18 protein-coding genes and 1 pseudogene are annotated in these 18241 nt (G+C 63.5%); 9 read left to right on the forward strand and 10 right to left on the reverse strand.

The features are described from left to right. Positions 1-4 precede the first annotated feature (4 nt). A complete protein-coding gene (locus HZY77_RS12360; RefSeq protein WP_296815192.1) occupies positions 5-1129 on the reverse strand; it encodes an HD domain-containing phosphohydrolase in 1125 nt (374 codons plus the stop codon). A gap of 90 nt (positions 1130-1219) precedes the next feature. Here HZY77_RS12360 and HZY77_RS12365 point away from each other — a divergent pair, with 90 nt between their 5' ends. Beyond that, positions 1220-1969: a DUF3530 family protein gene (locus HZY77_RS12365; RefSeq protein ID WP_296815194.1), complete on the forward strand. Its 750-nt coding sequence runs from the start codon at positions 1220-1222 to the stop codon at positions 1967-1969. Positions 1970-1976: 7 nt separating this feature from the next. Here the strand turns inward: HZY77_RS12365 and HZY77_RS12370 are convergent, their stop codons facing one another. Together HZY77_RS12370 and HZY77_RS12375 are read right to left on the reverse strand one after the other, a co-directional pair. After that, entirely contained in the window at positions 1977-2873 is an 897-nt protein-coding gene (locus HZY77_RS12370) for a phosphoribosylaminoimidazolesuccinocarboxamide synthase (RefSeq protein WP_296820909.1), read from the reverse strand. A 135-nt stretch (positions 2874-3008) separates the two neighbouring features. Then, positions 3009-4025: pseudogene (locus tag HZY77_RS12375) on the reverse strand (AI-2E family transporter); the annotation flags it as partial. Between HZY77_RS12375 and purM the strand changes: the two are divergent. The 4 genes from purM to HZY77_RS12395 all read left to right on the forward strand — a co-directional run bounded on the left by purM (position 4015) and on the right by HZY77_RS12395 (position 7404). After that, positions 4015-5043: a phosphoribosylformylglycinamidine cyclo-ligase gene (purM, locus tag HZY77_RS12380; RefSeq protein WP_296815196.1), complete on the forward strand. Its 1029-nt coding sequence runs from the start codon at positions 4015-4017 to the stop codon at positions 5041-5043. The pseudogene HZY77_RS12375 and the gene purM overlap by 11 nt on opposite strands. A gap of 50 nt (positions 5044-5093) precedes the next feature. Further along, entirely contained in the window at positions 5094-5672 is a 579-nt protein-coding gene (gene purN, locus HZY77_RS12385; RefSeq protein ID WP_296820910.1) for a phosphoribosylglycinamide formyltransferase, read from the forward strand. A 2-nt stretch (positions 5673-5674) separates the two neighbouring features. Beyond that, positions 5675-6370, forward strand: a complete 696-nt coding sequence (locus tag HZY77_RS12390; RefSeq protein WP_296815200.1) for a DUF3108 domain-containing protein — start codon at positions 5675-5677, stop codon at positions 6368-6370. A gap of 407 nt (positions 6371-6777) precedes the next feature. Beyond that, complete coding sequence (locus HZY77_RS12395) at positions 6778-7404, forward strand: DUF3108 domain-containing protein (RefSeq protein ID WP_296815203.1); 627 nt, start codon at positions 6778-6780, stop codon at positions 7402-7404. A gap of 5 nt (positions 7405-7409) precedes the next feature. Here the strand turns inward: HZY77_RS12395 and HZY77_RS12400 are convergent, their stop codons facing one another. Genes HZY77_RS12400 through purE form a run of 3 tightly spaced genes read right to left on the reverse strand, consistent with a single transcriptional unit; the run spans position 7410 to position 9514 of the window. Beyond that, positions 7410-7904 (reverse strand): DUF192 domain-containing protein, encoded by a 495-nt coding sequence (locus tag HZY77_RS12400; protein ID WP_296815206.1) that lies wholly within the window; start codon positions 7902-7904, stop codon positions 7410-7412. Then, positions 7894-9027 (reverse strand): 5-(carboxyamino)imidazole ribonucleotide synthase, encoded by a 1134-nt coding sequence (locus HZY77_RS12405; protein WP_296815208.1) that lies wholly within the window; start codon positions 9025-9027, stop codon positions 7894-7896. The genes HZY77_RS12400 and HZY77_RS12405 overlap by 11 nt, the downstream gene beginning before the upstream one ends. Further along, entirely contained in the window at positions 9017-9514 is a 498-nt protein-coding gene (gene purE, locus HZY77_RS12410; protein WP_296630356.1) for a 5-(carboxyamino)imidazole ribonucleotide mutase, read from the reverse strand. The genes HZY77_RS12405 and purE overlap by 11 nt, the downstream gene beginning before the upstream one ends. Positions 9515-9605: 91 nt before the next feature. Here purE and HZY77_RS12415 point away from each other — a divergent pair, with 91 nt between their 5' ends. Beyond that, on the forward strand, positions 9606-9953 hold the full coding sequence (locus HZY77_RS12415) for a DMT family protein (RefSeq protein ID WP_296767937.1): 348 nt from the start codon (positions 9606-9608) through the stop codon (positions 9951-9953). A 49-nt stretch (positions 9954-10002) separates the two neighbouring features. Here the strand turns inward: HZY77_RS12415 and HZY77_RS12420 are convergent, their stop codons facing one another. The 4 genes from HZY77_RS12420 to HZY77_RS12435 all read right to left on the reverse strand — a co-directional run bounded on the left by HZY77_RS12420 (position 10003) and on the right by HZY77_RS12435 (position 13165). Further along, positions 10003-10335: a TusE/DsrC/DsvC family sulfur relay protein gene (locus HZY77_RS12420; protein WP_018507402.1), complete on the reverse strand. Its 333-nt coding sequence runs from the start codon at positions 10333-10335 to the stop codon at positions 10003-10005. Between the two features lie 90 nt (positions 10336-10425). Next, on the reverse strand, positions 10426-10800 hold the full coding sequence (locus HZY77_RS12425) for a rhodanese-like domain-containing protein (RefSeq protein ID WP_296815211.1): 375 nt from the start codon (positions 10798-10800) through the stop codon (positions 10426-10428). A 7-nt stretch (positions 10801-10807) separates the two neighbouring features. Further along, positions 10808-12145: a chromate efflux transporter gene (gene chrA / locus HZY77_RS12430; RefSeq protein WP_296815214.1), complete on the reverse strand. Its 1338-nt coding sequence runs from the start codon at positions 12143-12145 to the stop codon at positions 10808-10810. 105 nt (positions 12146-12250) lie between these two features. Then, positions 12251-13165, reverse strand: coding sequence for a LysR family transcriptional regulator (locus HZY77_RS12435; RefSeq protein WP_296815216.1), 915 nt, complete (start codon positions 13163-13165; stop codon positions 12251-12253). A gap of 137 nt (positions 13166-13302) precedes the next feature. Between HZY77_RS12435 and HZY77_RS12440 the strand changes: the two genes are divergently transcribed. From HZY77_RS12440 to HZY77_RS12450, 3 genes are all read left to right on the forward strand, one after another. Beyond that, positions 13303-14682, forward strand: coding sequence for a ribulose-bisphosphate carboxylase (locus HZY77_RS12440; RefSeq protein WP_296815220.1), 1380 nt, complete (start codon positions 13303-13305; stop codon positions 14680-14682). A gap of 127 nt (positions 14683-14809) precedes the next feature. Further along, positions 14810-15613: a CbbQ/NirQ/NorQ/GpvN family protein gene (locus HZY77_RS12445; RefSeq protein WP_296815222.1), complete on the forward strand. Its 804-nt coding sequence runs from the start codon at positions 14810-14812 to the stop codon at positions 15611-15613. A gap of 42 nt (positions 15614-15655) precedes the next feature. Beyond that, positions 15656-17887 carry a VWA domain-containing protein gene (locus HZY77_RS12450; RefSeq protein ID WP_296820912.1) on the forward strand — a complete coding sequence of 744 codons (2232 nt, stop codon included), beginning with the start codon at positions 15656-15658 and terminating at the stop codon, positions 17885-17887. The last annotated feature ends 354 nt before the right edge of the window (positions 17888-18241 follow it).

Consider the following 18241-nt stretch of genomic DNA (forward strand, 5'->3'; position numbering starts at 1 on the left):
TGCGTTAGGCGTGCTTGTCGCCAAGCACGCGCATGATGGCAACCACGGAGTCGATGCGCCGTTCGAACGCACGAACGCAGTCGGGGTCGAAATGGTGTCCGCTCTCCGTCTGGACATATTTGAGGGCATCCTGGAACGACCAGGCGCGCTTGTAGGGCCGATCGGAGGTGAGCGCGTCAAACACGTCGGCCACGGCCACAATGCGTGCCGCGAGCGGAATGGCGTCACCCGCCAGGCCTTGCGGATAGCCGCTGCCATCGAATTTCTCGTGGTGGCCGAGCGCGATGACCGCGCCCATCTGCAGATAGCGCGACGGGCTGTCTGCGAGGATCTCGTGGCCGATCAGCGGGTGGCGACGCATGATTTCCTGTTCTTCCGGGGTGTGGCGTCCTGGTTTGAGCAGGATCACGTCGGGGATGCCGATCTTGCCGATGTCGTGCATGGGTGCGGCGGCTTCGATCTCGTCGCATTCCATTGCGGTGAGCTTGAGCTCCTCGGCGATCAGGCGCGCATATTTCGACATGCGGATGATGTGGTTGCCGGTTTCCTGATCGCGGTATTCGCCGGCCTTGGCGAGTTTCATCAGGGTTTCGCGCTCGCGCGTGCGTACCTCGCGGGTGGCCTGCAGGACCTGGTCCTCCAGCCATTGTGCGCGATCCGACACCATCTTCTGGCTGCGCCGTAGCGCCAGCAGGTTGAGGCAACGGGCGCGACATTCCTGTGGATCGATGGGGCGGGTGAGGAAATCCGTGGCGCCGTTCTCCAGCGCCTGATATCGAATCTGGCGGTCCTCGACCACGGTGACGATGATGATGGGGACGTCGGCCAGACGGCGTTCCGCGCGGATACGGCGGGTAAACTCGATGCCGTCCATGCCGGGCATGCGGTAATCGGTGATGATGAGATCGGGCGTACCCTTGTTCTGCATGTGCGTCAGGGCGTCGAGCGGATCTGCGTAGCTTTCCACGATCACGCCCGGTTCCAGCGTACGGGCCAGGCCTTCCAGCAGGCTGCGCGCGGTGCTCCGGTCGTCGACGATGACGACATGTGCGGCGCCGCGAGACCGCGAGTCTCGCTGCGGGGTGGAGGGTGCAGAAGAGGGCACAATGCGCAACGGCTTGGCGGTCACTTTATATTTACCTGGATGGTTGATAAAACCACGAATTCGTAGAATTATCGGGCAAATGGAGCGTTAACTTTAACTCTGCGGGGTACCGAGATGAAGCAAAACATTTGGATGGGTCTGATGGGTGGTCTGGTGGCCTTGTTCTCCGTCGTCGCGTTTGCCGAGCCGGCGGCCGATTATGCGCGCGAGAAAAAATGGGCGGACGAGGTGGTGCCCGGACTGGTGGTGGGCGATCCGGTCTATTTGCAGACACCGCGCGGCCATCACAAGTTTCTTGCCTTGTTCACGCCCGTCGAAGGCGACAAGGCGGCCATTGTCGTTCATGGCATGGGAATCCATCCTGACTGGGGCATGGTCGGCACGCTACGCACCGAATTGGCCGATCGCGGTTTTGCCACCCTGTCGATCCAAATGCCGGTGCTCGCCGCGGACGCCCAGGGCGCGGCCTATCCNCCGACCTTCCCGGAGGCCGCCGAGCGCATCGCCCAGGCCGTCGATTTCCTCAAGGCGAAAGGCTACACGCAATTGGCCATCGTTTCCCACAGCATGGGCTCGCGCATGAGCCGCGCCTATTTCAGCGGCCAGCCTGATGCCGCGGTGAAAGCGTGGGCGAGCCTGGGACTGCAGCAGGATGACTATGCCGGGCTGAAACTGCCGGTCCTGGATATGTATGGCGATAACGACCTGCCGCCAGTACTGACGGACGCGGCGAAGCGCAAAGGCAGCCTGGCGGCCGGTCATTCAAAGCAGGTGATGATCCCGCATGCCGACCATTTTTACACGGGCCACGAGGAAGAAATGGTCGAGACGGTTGCGTCGTTCCTGAACGATACCCTGAAATAACAGGCGTTCAAGCCAGCAGCCGCGTCATCACTTCGCGGTATTTCTCGCTGGTCTTGGCTACGATCTCGTCAGGCAGCACCGGCCCCGGCGCCTGCTTGTTCCAGCCGCTGCCTTCAAGCCAGTCGCGCACGAACTGCTTGTCGAAACTGGGTGGGCTGCTTCCCGGCCGGTATTGATCGGCCGGCCAGAAGCGCGACGAATCGGGCGTCAGCGCCTCGTCGATCCATACCAGTTTGCCGGTTTCGTCCAGCCCGAATTCGAATTTGGTGTCGGCGATGATGATCCCGCGTGTGAGCGCATACTCTGCGGCAGATTTATACAAGGCAAGGCTGGCGTCGCGTACCTGGGTGGCCAGATCCTGGCCGATCAGGGCGGCCATCTGCTCAAACGTGATGTTCTCGTCGTGCGCGCCGAGCGCCGCCTTGGTCGAGGGCGTGAAGATGGGTTCCGGCAGGCGACCGGCCTGGACAAGCCCGGCGGGGAGCGGAATGCCGCAGACCGATTGGCTGACCTGGTATTCCTTCCAGCCGGAGCCGGCCAGGTAGCCGCGCACGATCGCTTCAACCGGCAAGGCCTTCAGCTTTTTCACCACGATGGCGCGCCCGGCGACCTGATCGCGCTCGGATTCCGCCACGACCGACTCCGGGGCGATGTCGAGCGCCTGGCTCGGCACGATGGCTTTCAGCTTGTCGAACCAGAAGGCGGACACCCGGGTCAGCACCCCGCCCTTGCCGGGGATGGGGATCGGCATCACCACGTCGAAGGCCGACAGGCGGTCGGTGGTGACGATCAGCAGCTTGTCGTCGCCGACGGCGTAGATGTCGCGCACCTTGCCACGGTGGACCAGCGGTAGCGACGCGATGTGGGATTCAAGTAAGGGCTGGCCGAGTAGGGGTGCGGACATGGCGGACGAAGCGGAATCGAAAGAGCCGGCATTATAGCTGCCGGCATAGAAGTCGCTGGCTTCGTATACGCCGCGCAATTCGCGCAACGCCACCAGCAGGATCGCCGCCAGCGGCACCGCCAGCAGCACGCCGACGAAGCCGAACAACTGGCCGAATGCCGCCAAGGCAAAGATGACCGCCACCGGGTGCAGGCCGACGCGCTCGCCGACCAGGCGCGGCGTGATGACATAGCTTTCCAATACCTGCCCGGCGAGATAGATGCCTGCCACCCAGGCCACGCCGGTCCAGTCGGTAAATTGCAGCAGGGCCACCAGCAGCGCCAGGATCACGCCGAGGCCGAAGCCGAGGAAGGGCACGAAGGACAGCACGCCGGTAAGGATGCCGATCGGCAATGCGTAATCCAGTCCCGCCGCCCACAACGCAAGGGCGTAATACAGCGACAGGGTCGCCATCACCGCCAGCTGGCCGCGCAGGAACTCGCCGACGACCGCGTCCATGTCGCGGGCAATGCGGGTGACGGTCCCCAGCCAGCGACGGGGCGCCAGGGTCGCGATCCGTGCCACCATGACGTCCCAGTCCCGCAGGAGATAGAACATCACGACCGGGATCAGCAACAGATTGGCCAGCACACCGACGATGGCCAGTGCGCCGGTTTGCAGGGAGGGCAGCCAGGCAGTGCCGTTCTGGGTGGCCTTCTCGGTGAGCCAGGTCTTCAGCGCAGCCAGGTTGAAGTCGATGCCGATACCGAAAGTCTGTTGCAGCCAGGGCAGGAAGCGGGTCCGCAGCAGGTCGAGGGCCGCTGGCACGCGCTGGCTCAATTCGGCGAACTGTCCCTGGAACAGCGGCAGCGCCACCAGCAACAGGGCCGACACCGCTAGCCCTGCCAGCACGATGACGACCACCGTACCGGCCGTGCGCGACAGTCCGCGTGTTTCCAGCCGGTCGACCAGGGNGTCGAAGATGTAGGCCAGCAAGGCGCCTGCAAGGAACGGCGTCAGGATGGGTCCCAACAGATAGACCAGTCCGCCCGCGACGAGCAGTACCGCGAAGGCAAGCCAGGGAGTGTTGCCGGGGAAGCCTGGGCGTCGGATCGTGTGCATAGGCGGTAAAATAGCGCACTTTTTGATTCTGGAGCCGGGCGTGTCTTCCATTTCCTATAAAGATGCCGGCGTCGATATCGACGCCGGCGATGCACTGGTCGAGCGCATCAAGCCGCTGGCCAAGCGCACCATGCGTCCCGAAGTGCTGGCCGGCATCGGCGGTTTTGGCGCGCTGATCGAGATTTCCAAGAAATACCAGGAGCCGGTGCTGGTGTCCGGCACCGATGGCGTCGGCACCAAACTCAAATTGGCGTTCGAGCTCAACCGCCACGATACCGTCGGCATCGATCTCGTCGCGATGAGCGTCAATGACATCCTGGTACAGGGCGCCGAGCCGCTGTTCTTCCTCGACTACTTCGCCACCGGCAAGCTCACGCTCGACACCGCCGAGGCCGTGATCGCCGGCATCGCCACAGGATGCGAGCAGGCCGGCTGCGCGCTGATCGGCGGCGAGACGGCCGAGATGCCCGGCATGTACGCCGAAGGCGAATACGACCTCGCCGGTTTCGCCGTCGGCGTGGTCGAGAAATCGAAAGTGATCGGCGGCCAGTCCATCGCGCCGGGCGACGTCGTCCTGGGACTCGCGTCCAGCGGCGCGCATTCCAACGGCTACTCGCTGATCCGCAAGCTGATCGACATCAGCCACATCGGCTTGAAATCGGACTTCCATGGCCGCCCTTTTGCCGATGCAGTGATGGCGCCGACCCGGATCTACGTCAAGCCGTTGTTGGCGCTGATGGCGAAGCTCGACGTCAAGGGCATGGCCCACATCACCGGCGGTGGTATCACCGGCAACCTGCCGCGCTGCCTGCCGGAGAGTGTGGCGGCAAAGCTGGATCAGGCAAGCTGGACGCGGCCNCCGCTGTTCGACTGGCTGCAACAGGCCGGCAACGTCGAACCGGCCGAAATGCTGCGCACCTTCAACTGCGGTATCGGCATGTGCGTGGTCGTTGCCGCATCGGATGCCGCCCCTGCGATGGCGCATTTGCAGGCCAGCGGCGAAACCGTGTGGCAGATCGGCGAAATCGTCGCGCGTCCGGATGGCGCCGAGCAGGTCATTTATCTGTGACCTGCCGCGTCGTCGTGCTGCTGTCCGGGCGTGGCAGCAATTTTCAGGCAATGATCGAGGCGCAGCTACCGATCGACATCGCGGCCGTCATCAGCAACCGGCCGCAGGCGGCAGGGCTGGCGTATGCCCGTTCGCGAGGTATCCACACCGTCGCGCTCGATCATACGCAGTACCCGGACCGCGCGGCCTTCGACGCCTTGCTGGCCGATGAAATCGAGCGCCATCGCCCCGACCTGGTGGTGCTGGCCGGCTACATGCGGATCCTCAGCCCGGCCTTCATCGCGCGTTTCGAAGGCCGCCTGCTGAACATCCATCCCTCGCTGCTGCCCATGTTCCCGGGCCTGAAGACGCACGAGCGCGCGCTCGCCGAAGGCGTGAAAATCCACGGCTGCACGGTGCATTTCGTCACCGCCAACCTGGATCATGGCCCCATCGTCATCCAGGCGGCCGTGCCGGTGCGCGCGGACGACACGCCGGACACGCTCGCGGCGCGGGTGCTGGCGCAGGAGCATCGCATCTATCCCCAGGCCATCCGCTGGTTTGCCGAAGGCCGGCTGATCAAAGTGCATGGCCACATAAACTTGAAGGACGATTTGGCGTCACAGTCTGTGTTATCACCCGGAACGTGACCATGCTCAAGATCATTCTGCTCACCGCCGCGCTGGTTGCGGGATCTGCCCAGGCGGCAGGCCCGTCCCAGATGAACGTGGTGTACGACCTCTACCGCAACGGCATCAAGCTCGGCCAAGTGGTCGATACCTTCACCCGCAACGGCACCCGCTATGTACTGACCAGCGAAACCCGCGCCAGCGGCCCGCTCCAAATGCTGTGGCCCGGCAATATCCACCTGGAAAGCACGGGGGTGACGCCGAAAGGCCTGCGGCCCATGCAGTTCCAGCACGCCCGCAGCGACGCCCCCAACAAGCTGGCGACAGCCCGGCTCGACTGGAAGCAGCGCACTATCACGTACCAGTACAAAGGTGAGACGCGGCGGGTGGATGGCTTGCAGGACGGGGCGCAGGACCAGTTGTCCCAGCTCTATCAGTTCATGTTCGCGCCCGGCCTGCCCGCCGATTACAGCGTGCAGGTCGTGAGCGGACGCGGCCTCAACGACTATCACTATATGCGCAGCGATGGCGGCTCAATCCGGACGCCGTTGGGCGCAATGGCGACCCAGCAGTATCAACGCATCACGCAGAAACCCGATGAAAAGGCCATCACGGTGTGGGTGGCGCCGGCACGCAACAATCTGCCGGTGCAAGTCCGTGTCAGCGAGGATGGCGTCACGATCGAACAGCGCCTGGTACGCGCCAGCGTCAAAGGCTGAAGCGGGTGGGGCGCCGCGTTCGCCTGTGGTGGTGGGCGCTGGCCATCTCGCTGTTGTTGCATGGAGGTCTGTTGGGCGGCCTGGAATGGCGACTTCCGCACGAGTCTGTACCTCCCGAGCCGGCGCCGATCGACGTGGANGCTTGTTCCGGCTCCTGCGCCGATCGCTGCAGCCGTTTCGCCTTCTCCTCACCCCCGGCCTGCGCAAAAACCGGCAGTTCTCCCGCCGGCTGCACCGCCGCCACTTCCCGTAGAGTCTCCACCCGAACCGCCTGCCGAGGCGGCCGCACCTGAAGCGCCCGCCGCTTCCGTCGTTGCCGATACCGTGTCAGCATTCACTGCGCAACCCACGGCCCCGGCTCCGCCACCTGTCGAACCCGTAGTTGCGCCCCTGTTCCTCTGAACCCCTTGCCGCCGCGCATCGACCTGCGGTTCGAGGTGCGCTACGGGCTGGCATCGGGCGAGCAGACCCTGGTTTGGGTGAACGACGGGACGCACTACACGCTGACCAGCGTGGTGGGGGCGACCGGCCTGACCGGTCTGTTCTACCGGGGACGCTTCGTGCAGACCAGCCGCGGCCGTATCACGCCGCACGGTTTGCAACCAGAGGAGTTCTGGGATCAACGCGGCGACAAATTCAGCAATGCGCGTTTCGATTCCACGCAGGGCCAGCTCACGCTGATGCCAGAGAAAAGCGAGCCGCGCCACTTCGCCTATCAGGGCGACGTACAGGATGTCTTGAGCCTGTTCTTCCAGTTTGCGCTGACGGCGCCGCCGCCGGACGGACAACGACTGACGTATCAGGTGTTCAACGGCAAGAAACTGCGCGACTACACCTACGAAGTGCGCGGCGAGGATAGGCTGGATACTGCGCTGGGTACGTTACGTACGCTGCATATTGCGCGGGTGGCCGATGACGACGGTCGTTTCGAGGCCTGGCTGGCGATCGATCGCCACTACCTGCCGGTGCGCGTGCTCCGCAGCGACGACGCGGGTCGCGAGATGGAGCTTCGGGTGCGGTCGATCGCACCCTAGCAAGCCTACTTCGGCAAGCCGTCCACCCGCATGCGCGGCGTGATCCCGCGCTTCTGGAATTCGCCTTGCCACACTTCCAGCGCATAGCGCACGTCGACGCTCGGGCAGTGCCGCGTCTCGGTGCGCGGTTGCATGTCGGCGAGGCTGGCGATGCGGCCCGTCGCGTCGATGAAGGCGATCGACAGCGGCAGCGGCGTGTCGCGCATCCAGAAGCAATAGCGCCCCGGTCGCTCGAATACGAACAGCATGCCGTTATCGGCAGGCAGATAGGAACGCCCCGTCAGACCCTGTGCGCGCTCGCGTGGCGTATCCGCGATTTCGATCTGGAAGGTGTGCGGGCCGATGTGCAGGGTCGGCTGCGCCGCTTCCACGGCGGGTGCGCCGCCGGCGAGCAGCAGCGCAAGTGCCAGGCGAAGACGAGGATCGGTGAGCGCGCCACAGCGGCTGCCCTTTATGAATGTGCTAAAGCGGCTGCCCTTTATGTATGCGCTAAAGCGCATGGCGCATCTGTTCGGCCAACCGCAGCGCGGCGTCCGGATCGGCATCCAGCACGTTGAAATGTCCCATCTTGCGGCCCGGCCGTGCGGTCTGCTTGCCGTACAGGTGCAGCTTGATATTCGGGTGCGCCAACAGCGTGTTCCAGTGCGGTCCGCCGTTCTGCCAGCGGTCGCCGAGGATGTTGACCATCGCCACCGGCGACAGCAGCCGGGTGTCGCCCAGCGGCAGGCCGCACAGGGCGCGCACCTGCTGCTCGAACTGGTCGGTGGCACAGGCGTCGAGCGTGTAATGGCCGGAGTTGTGCGGGCGAGGCGCGATTTCGTTGACCATCAGGCGGCCGTCGGCGACAAAGAACTCGACCGCCATCACGCCAACGTAGCCGAGCTTGTTGGCCACGTCGCGCGCCATCCCGCAGGCCTGATGCGCCAGACTCTGCGGCACGCGGGCGGGGACGATGGAGACGTCGAGAATACCGTTCTCGTGGCGGTTTTCGGCTACCGGGAACAGTGCACATTCGCCGGCATCGCTGCGGGCGAGTACCACTGACACCTCGCGTTCCAACTTGACGAAGCCTTCCAGCACGCAGGGCTGGCCGTCGAATTCGCGGAACGCGGCGCGCGCTTCCTCGCGCGTGTTGACCCGCGCCTGGCCCTTGCCGTCGTAGCCGAAGCGCGCGATCTTGAGCAGTGCGGGTGTCCCCACGTCGGCCATGCCGGCATCGAGGTCCCCTTCGCTGTAGACCAGCGCGAACGGCGCGGTGGCGAAGCCGTTCTGGGCGAGCCAGGATTTCTCGTGGCTGCGGTCCTGCACGATGGCGACGGCGGCGGCGCCGGGCGATACCCGACAATGATTCGCCAGTTCGATCAGGCTCGCGGCGGGGACATTCTCGAATTCAGTGGTGACGGCGGCGCAGGCTTCGCCAAGCCGCTTCAACGCCTCATGGTCGGCATAGTCCGCCTGTAGATGCGTATCAGCCATCTGTCCAGCGGGGCTGGCAGCATCGGGGTCGAGCACCATGACCCTGTAGCCCATGGTGCGCGCGGCGATGGTGAACATGCGACCGAGCTGGCCGCCACCGAGGATGCCCAGTGTCGCGCCGGGGAGGATGGGCGGTTTACTCGACATCGGGCAGGTCCATCGCCATCACCGTGTCCGATTGGCTGCGGCGGAATTCATTCAGCTTGGCTGCCAGGCCGTCGTCGTAACGGGCGATCAGCGAGGCGGCAAACAGCGCCGCGTTGGCCGCGCCCGCCTCGCCAATGGCGAAGGTGGCGACCGGGATGCCTTTCGGCATCTGTACGATGGACAGCAACGAATCCATCCCCTTGAGGTATTTCGACGGCACCGGCACACCCAGCACCGGCACGATAGTCTTGGACGCGATCATGCCGGGCAAATGGGCCGCTCCGCCCGCCCCGGCGATGATTGCCTTGAGCCCGCGCGCCTCGGCGCTGGCGGCATACTCGAACAGCAGGTCCGGTGTGCGGTGCGCGGACACCACCTTGGCTTCGAAGTGGATGCCCAATTGCTTCAGCAGCATCGCTGCATGTTTCATGACTTCCCAGTCGCTGGAAGACCCCATCACCACCCCCACCTGAGGCGCGTTCATCATGCTGACCCTTGCAATGCGAAAGGCCGCATTTTACCAGCCTGGCGACGTGCGGATTCCCTACAATGGTGCCGTGCGATTCCGGACGTCGATCATGCCCGCCTCCCTGCAAACCCTGATCCTGCTCACCTGTTCCAATGTCTTCATGACCTTCGCCTGGTATGCGCACCTGAAGGACATGAACAACAAGCCCTGGATGATCGCTGCGTTCGCCAGCTGGGGTATCGCCCTGTTCGAATATCTGCTGCAGGTGCCGGCCAATCGCATCGGCTACACCGTGATGAGCCTGCCGCAGCTGAAGATCATGCAGGAGGTGATCGCACTGGCAGTATTCATGCCGTTTGCCGTGCTGTACATGAAAGTGGAGCTGAAATGGGATTTCCTGTGGGCTGCACTGTGCATGGTGGGGGCGGTGTACTTCATGTTCCGCAGCCATCCCTGAGCAGCCGTAAAAGCCCCGCAGGGCGGGGCTTTGACGAGCTGACGAGAATTTACACGCAGCCGGTCGGCTTCGGGGTGCCGGCGTAGCGACCAGCCTGCTTGGCGGGGCCGAACGGGAAGAGATCGAACAGAAATTTCTTCTCGCCCCATTCCGGACCGAATTCTTCCTTCAGACCCTTCTGCAGGAAGCGCAGGTTAGGCGCAGTGCCGTTCTGGGCAAAGAAGTCGCGCATGTAGTGGATGATCTTCCAGTGGTTTTCGCCCAGCTCCAGCTTGTCTTCCTTGGCCAGCTCGACCGCCAGTTCCTCGGACCAGTCTTCCAGGTTGACCAGATAACCTTCGGGGTCGGTTTCGACCATCTTGCCGTTGATTTCGCGTTCCATGATGCAGTCCTTGCAGTAAATAATTAATTGCGATGACGCACAATAGAATAACCGAGCAAATTAGTCAACTACTCATTCCGGACATAGAGATTATTTGCGGGCGATCTTCCCACCGGCCAGCTTGTATGCCTCGAGGCCACCCTCGATGAAGCGCGCCTTGATGCCCGCAGCCTGCAGCCGGTCGACCACACTGTTCGACACCGTGCCGCCGCGCACGCAGTAGATCACCACGTCCTGCGTGAGCGGCAGGGCGCCGATCCAGGCGTCGATCTTGTCCGGATTTTTCCACAGCGCACCCGGGATGATCTCGTTTGACGCGGCGTAATCGGCCTCGCGCCGCACGTCGAACACCAGCGTGCTGTCGGGATTAACCTTGGCAGGTTCGATCGTGCGCGGTAGGTCCGGGCATTTGTCGGTCGGACTGCCGCATCCACAGCGTTTGAGGGGTTGAGCAACGGGTTCCATACGATCCTCACATGAAAAATGAATAAGCCAGCCCGAGCAGGGCGCACACGCCGATCACTGCCGTGATGTCGGCCTTGTATCGCGACAACGCGATGAACGCAGCCACGGTGACGATGACGGCGAGTCCGTCGAAACCGCCGGCGAACGGGGCGTCTGCCGTGGCGTGCGGCCAGAAGGCATGCCAGGCGAAGAATACCGCGAGGTTGAGGATGACGCCCACTACGGCTGCGGTGATGCCGGTGAGCGGTGCGGTGAAGGCCAGCTCGCCGCGGGTGGCTTCGACCAGGGNGCCACCCACCAGGATGAACAGGAAGGACGGCAGGAAAGTGAAGAAAGTCGCGACTGCCGCGCCTGCCAGTCCGGCCGCGACCGGATTGTCGACGACTTGCCCTGAGACACCGCCGAGATAACCGATCCAGGTGACGATCATGATCAGCGGGCCGGGCGTAGTTTCGCCCAGCGCCAGGCCGTCCATCATCTGCGGGCCGGTGAGCCATTGGAAATGCTCGACCCCACCCTGGTAGACGTAGGGCAGCACCGCATAGGCGCCGCCGATGGTGAGGAAGGCCGCCTTGGTGAAGAACGCACCCATGGCCTGGAGAGCCGGCATGCCCGAAAGCGTGCCCATCGCGCCCAACCAGATCAGCACGAAGGCAGCGAGTGTGAGCGCGAACCTGCGCCAGTTGAAGCGTGCGTGCGCCGGCGGCGNGGTGTCGTCGTCGATGATTGCCGGGCCGGCCTGTGCGTGGCGGGTGCCGTGGCNCCCGCCTGTCCTGAACTTGTGTGGCGCGAGTTTGCCGCCCTCGGCGCCGAGCAGGCCGGCGGCCAGCACGATCCACGGAAATGCGACGTGGAAAACGAAAATGCCGACGAAAGCCAGTGCCGCCATGCCCCACAGTAGGTCGTTCCGCAGGGCGCGGCTGCCGATGCGCCATGCGGCGAAAAGTACGATCGCCACCACTGCGGGCCGGATGCCGTAGAACACCCNCTGCACCAGCGGCAGCGTGCCGTAGGCGAGATAGAGGCCGGCGAGCCCTGACAGCAGCAGAAAGGACGGCANAAAGAACAGCACGCCCGCGATGACACCGCCGCGGATACCGTGCATCAGCCAGCTGATGTAGATCGCCAGTTGGGTCGCCTCGGGTCCGGGCAGCAGCATGCAATAGTTGAGGGCGTGCAGATAGCGTTGCTCGGAAATCCAGCGGCGCTTGTCTACCAGTTCGTGGTGCATGATCGCGATCTGCCCGGCGGGACCGCCGAAGCTGATGAAACCGAGTTTGAGCCAGTATTTGAAGGATGTGCCCAGGGTGACGGGCGCGGGTCGGGTGTGGTGTGCGGTGTCCAAGCAATTAGCTCCAGGTTAAAGGATAAGAGCCAGTCTTGGACGGGACACCGTCTTGCGGATGCGAGCATCCTGACGCCGGGGGCTGGTACCCCGACTGAGGTGATTCTAGCCGAGTGTCGTTTGGACAGGTGAATTCGCAGGCCCCAGCACGAAGATCTTGAATGCCTGCGCCACAGGCGACAGCCGCTTGTCGGTGCGATGCACGACGTACCAGTGGCGCATGATGGGAAATCCCTCGACCGCGAGCACCGCCAGCCGTCTCAGCGCCAGTTCCATCTCCAGCGTCTGCAGCGACAGGATGCCCAGGCCGAGGCCGGCCTGCACCGCCTGCTTGATGGCCTCGTTGCTGCTCATTTCCATGCTGCTTCGGATTTCCAGCCCGCGGGCGGCGAAGAAGCGTTCCATCGCGCCACGGGTGCCGGAACCCGCTTCGCGCACCAGGAAGGATTCGGACGCCAGGTCGCGTACGGAAATTTTCTNTTTGCCGACCAATGGGTGGTCGGGTGGGGCGATGACGACCAGCGGGTTGTCCATGAAGCGGGTGGCTTCCAGGCCGAGCCCGTCCGGTACTTGTCCCATGATGGCAAGATCGATGCGGTTGCCGACGAGCTGTTCCAGCACGGCCGCCCGGTTGGAGACGTCCAGATGGATCCCCACCCCGGGATGGCGACCTCGGAAGCGGGCGAGGATATCGGTGGCGACGGCGTTCACCGTCGAGGTCGCGGCCATGTTGAGACGACCCGTGTCGACGCTCCGCAGCTGTGCAAGATTGTGCTGCAGGTCGTCGAGGCGGGCGGTGATCGCCTGGCTGGCGTGCAGCACCTCAAGGCCGGCGTCGGTAAGGAAAATCTTTTTCCNCAGCTGTTCGGTGAGCGGGACGCCCAGGATGGCCTCGATGCCCTTCACCTGCATGGAGACGGCGGGCTGGGACAGATGCAGCTCCGCCGCCGCCCGGGAGAACGACAGATGGCGGGCGACGGCTTCAAACACCCTGAATTGGCGTAATGTCAGGCGGCGCATATATATAAGCCTATATATATAGTTTTTATCAGAACTATTGAATTTTAATTATATAAGCGTGTGCGTATAGTCCGCCCCTGTCGATTTCAGGGGCATTGGCTTCTGGAATCTTGTTTATCTACCGCAGGAGCCAAGCAATGGATCAGTCCGCACGTTACGCCGACCTTTCCCTCAAGGAAGAGGACCTCATCAAGGGTGGCAAGCACATCCTCGTCGCCTACAAGATGAAGCCGAAATCCGGCCATGGCTACCTCGAAGCCGCCGCCCACTTCGCCGCCGAGTCCTCCACCGGCACCAACGTCGAAGTGTCCACCACCGACGAATTCACCAAGGGCGTCGACGCGCTGGTCTACCTGATCGACGAAACCACCGAAGACATGCGGATCGCCTATCCGCTGGACCTGTTCGACCGTAATGTCACCGACGGCCGCATGATGATCGTCTCCTTCCTGACGCTGGCCATCGGCAACAACCAGGGCATGGGCGACATCGAGCACGCCAAGATGATCGACATCTATTTCCCCGAGCGTGCCATCCAGCTGTTCGACGGTCCCTCCAAGGACATCTCCGACCTGTGGCGCATCCTGGGCCGTCCGATCCAGAACGGCGGCTACATCGCCGGCACCATCATCAAGCCGAAGCTGGGCCTGCGCCCCGAGCCCTTCGCCCATGCGGCCTACCAGTTCTGGCTGGGCGGCGACTTCATCAAGAACGACGAACCTCAGGGTAACCAGGTGTTCTCGCCGCTGAAGAAGACCATNCCCCTCGTCTATGACGCGATGAAGCGCGCCCAGGACGAGACCGGCCAGGCCAAGCTGTTCTCCATGAACATCACCGCCGATGACCATTACGAAATGTGCGCCCGCGCCGACTTCGCGCTGGAAACCTTCGGTCCCGATGCCGACAAGCTGGCCTTCCTGGTCGACGGTTTCGTCGGCGGTCCCGGCATGATCACCACGGCCCGCCGCCAGTACCCCAACCAGTACCTGCACTATCACCGCGCCGGCCACGGCATGATCACCTCGCCGTCCGCCAAGCGCGGCTACACCGCGTTCGTGCTGGCCAAGATCTCGCGTCTGCAGGGAGCGTCCGGCATCCACGTCGGCACCATGGGCTACGGCAAGATGGAAGGCGACGCCACCGACAAGGGCATCGCCTACATGATCGAGCGCGACGAGTGCCAGGGCCCGGTCTACTTCCAGAAGTGGTACGGCATGAAGCCCACCACGCCGATCATCTCCGGCGGCATGAACGCGCTGCGCCTGCCCGGCTTCTTCGAGAACCTGGGCCACGGCAACGTCATCAACACCTCCGGTGGCGGCTCCTACGGCCACATCGACAGCCCGGCCGCCGGCGCGATCTCGCTGCGCCAGTCCTACGAGTGCTGGAAGTCGGGTGCCGACCCGATCGAATTCGCCAAGGAGCACAAGGAATTCGCCCGTGCCTTCGAGTCCTTCCCGGGCGACGCCGACAAGCTGTTCCCGGGCTGGCGCGAAAAGCTGGGTGTGCACAAATAAGCAAGCAGGGATGGAAACGCATCCACGCGGGGCGGGTTTGAAGCGATCTCCTAGCCGCAGAGAACCCTCCCCGCGCTACACGCCCCGGCTTCCCGGGGGCGTTTTTCTTCCGTCGTGAGGAATCAAGATGACCAACAAAAACCAGTACAAGGTTGAGCAGGAACCCTTCTACCAGCAGCAGAAGAACGAGGTCGCGCTGTACGAGGCCGCCTACCGCAATCGGCTGCCGGTGATGGTGAAAGGTCCCACCGGCTGCGGCAAGTCGCGCTTCGTCGAGTACATGGCGTGGAAGCTCGGCAAGCCGCTGATCACCGTGGCCTGCAACGAGGACATGACCGCGTCGGATCTCGTCGGCCGTTATCTGCTGGAAGCCAACGGCACCCGCTGGCTCGATGGGCCGCTCACCACCGCCGCGCGCATTGGCGCCATCTGTTATCTGGATGAAATTGTCGAGGCGCGCCAGGACACGACCGTGGTGATCCACCCGCTGACCGACCACCGCCGCACGCTGCCGCTCGACAAGAAGGGCGAGCTGATCCACGCGCACCCCGACTTCCAGCTGGTGATCTCCTACAACCCCGGCTACCAGACGCTGATGAAGGATCTGAAGCAGTCGACCAAGCAGCGCTTCACCGCCTTCGACTTCGATTACCCCGATGCGGCGATGGAAGCGCAGATCGTGGCGAAGGAAACCGACATGGACGAAGCCGTGGCCGCCAAGCTGGTGAAGATCGGCGGCGTCGCCCGCAGCCTGAAAGGTCATGGTCTCGACGAAGGCATCTCCACCCGCCTGTTGGTCTACGCGGCTATGCTGATCAAGGACGGCGTGGAGCCGACGGACGCCTGCCGCATGGCGCTGGTGCGTCCGATCACCGACGACGCCGACATCCGCGAAACGCTGGATCACGCCATCGACGCCACGTTTGCCTAAGCTTTGAACGTGACTACCGAAACCGAATACCAGCATCCCCTGATGCGCGCCTATTGGGCGCAGGTCGACACCCGCTTCCCGCAGGTGGAGGAGGTGTTCGAGGACGTCATGGCCGAGGCCCTGGCGGTACTTACGCGCGAAGGGGTCGATGCCTACCTCGAAGCCGGCCGCGTCATCGGCAAGCTGGGACGCGGCGTTGAGCCGATGCTGGCGTTCCTGGAGGAGTGGCCATCCACCGCCAAGGCGGTCGGCGAATCCGCGTTGCCCGCGGTGATGACGCTGATCCAGCGCCTGCAGAAGTCGCCCAACGGAAAGGCCATCACGCCCTTCCTGCAGACGCTGGCGCCGGTGGCACGCCGGCTGCAATCGCAGGAACAACTGCAGCATTACCTCGACATCACCCTTGATCTGAAGACGCGTACCACCGGCTCCATTCACGGCCACCACACCACGTTTCCGAGTCCGGGCCTGCCGGAATTTCTGGCGCAGGCGCCGGCCCTGCTCGGTCAGCTCACTCTGGCGGGTCTGAAGAACTGGGTCGAATACGGCATCCGCAACTACCGCACCCATCCCGAGCGGCAGAAGGACTACTTCAGCCTGCAGTCGGCCGACAGCCGCGCCGTGCTGCAGCGCGAACGTCACGGGACCTTGCTGGTCGACGTCGAGCGCAAGCTCGATCTCTACCTGCGCGGCCTGTGGCGGGATCACGACCACCTGGTGCCGTATTCGACCGCGTTCGACGAAATCCGCAAGCCGATCCCCTACTACGACAAGCTCGGCATCCGCCTGCCCGACGTGTACGACGATCTCGGTGATGTTTCCGGGATTGACCGCTACCGCGCCACGCTCGCCCATATCGTCGGCCATCGCCGCTGGTCCGAGGCGCAGGTGGCCGACAACTGGAGCCCGTTCCAGCGCATGGCGGTCGAGTGCTTCGAGGACTGTCGCATCGAGTCGCTGCTGATCCGCGAATATCCCGGTCTGCGCAAATTGTTCCTCGCGCTGCACCCCAACCCCGTGGCAGACGCCTGCGATCCGGAGACCACCTCCTGCCTGCGCCACCGCATGGCGATGCTGTCGCGCGCGCTGCTCGACCCTGATCACGGCTATCTCGATACCGACCTGCTGGATTACGTCCAACGCTTCCATGCCGTGATGGCNACAGGGAAATCCAGCACCAAAGACATCGCCGCGCTGGCGCTTTCCTATGTCGCCAGGACCCGCCGCCAGAGCGACCAGTTCGCCAGGGTCCATTTCGCCGACACCGTGGTCGACTACCGCGACGACAACCGCCAGCTGTGGAAATTCATCGAGGCAGGCGACGAGGAAGAAGCCTTCGACGAGAAGCGCAGGATCGAGCCGGACGAGGAAATCCGCGGCCTGCCGCCGCGCCACTATCCCGAGTGGGACTACGGCAGCCAGACTTACCGCCCCGACTGGGCGAGCGTCTACGAGGCGTTGCATCCCAGCGGCAACGCCGCCGACATCGACCGCCTGCTAGCCAAGCATGGCGCGCTCGCCAAGCGGCTGAAGAAGATGCTCGACTTGCTAAAACCGCAGGACAAGGTGCGTATCCGATACCAGGAGGAAGGCAGCGAGCTCGATCTCGATGTCGCCATCCGCTCGCTGATCGATTTCAAGGGCGGCGCCACNCCCGACCCGCGCATCAACATGAGCCACCGCACCGATGGCCGCGACATCGCTGTGATGTTGCTGCTCGACCTGTCGGAATCGCTCAACGACAAGGCGGCAGGCTCCACCCAGACGATTCTCGAACTCTCACAGGAAGCCGTCTCATTGCTGGCCTGGGCGATCGAAAAGCTGGGCGATCCCTTCGCCATTGCCGGTTTCCACTCCAACACCCGCCATGACGTGCGCTACCTGCACATCAAGGGCTACGGTGAACACTTCGACGACGACGTGAAAGCGCGCTTGGCTGCGATGGAGGCAGGCTATTCCACCCGCATGGGCGCAGCGATGCGCCACGCTGCGCATTACCTGGCCGCGCGGCCGGCAGATAAGAAACTCATGCTCGTCCTGACCGACGGCAGACCATCCGACGTGGATACCCATGACGAGCGCCTGCTGATCGAGGATGCGCGACGGGCTGCCAACGAGCTCGACCAGCAGGGCATTTTTACCTATTGCATCAGCCTCGATCCCAAGGCCGACGAATATGTCGGCGATATTTTTGGTCGCCAGTTCACCGTGATCGATCACATCGAGCGGCTGCCGGAACGGCTTCCGCAGCTGTTCATGGCGCTGACGAAGTAGGTCCTCTGTTCCGACCGCGCTTCCGGTCAGCCAGGCATTCGGCAGGGCACGAGCAGGGTGACGCCGAGATAGATTGCCGGGCGGTGAGCGCGGTTCCTGTCCCCGCAGTTGCAGCAGTTGCACGCCGCCGATCTCGGGGAGAGCCTAGCCCCGGGATTTACTTGGCGGGGAATTTGCATTAAAATGATTTTGTACAAAACGATATTGCACACGTGTTATGGCGGCTTCCCGGAAAAACCGCTGATTAATAAACAAAAATAGCTCGGTCGTTTCCTGCGACTGTGATTTCCTCTGCCACTCCCGGCGTTGATGTCTTCATGGAGGAGACATCGCCCCACGTTCGCGGTATCCCCG

Origin of the sequence: Thiobacillus sp., from assembly GCF_013693775.1 — a bacterium.
GTDB lineage: Bacteria > Pseudomonadota > Gammaproteobacteria > Burkholderiales > Thiobacillaceae > Thiobacillus.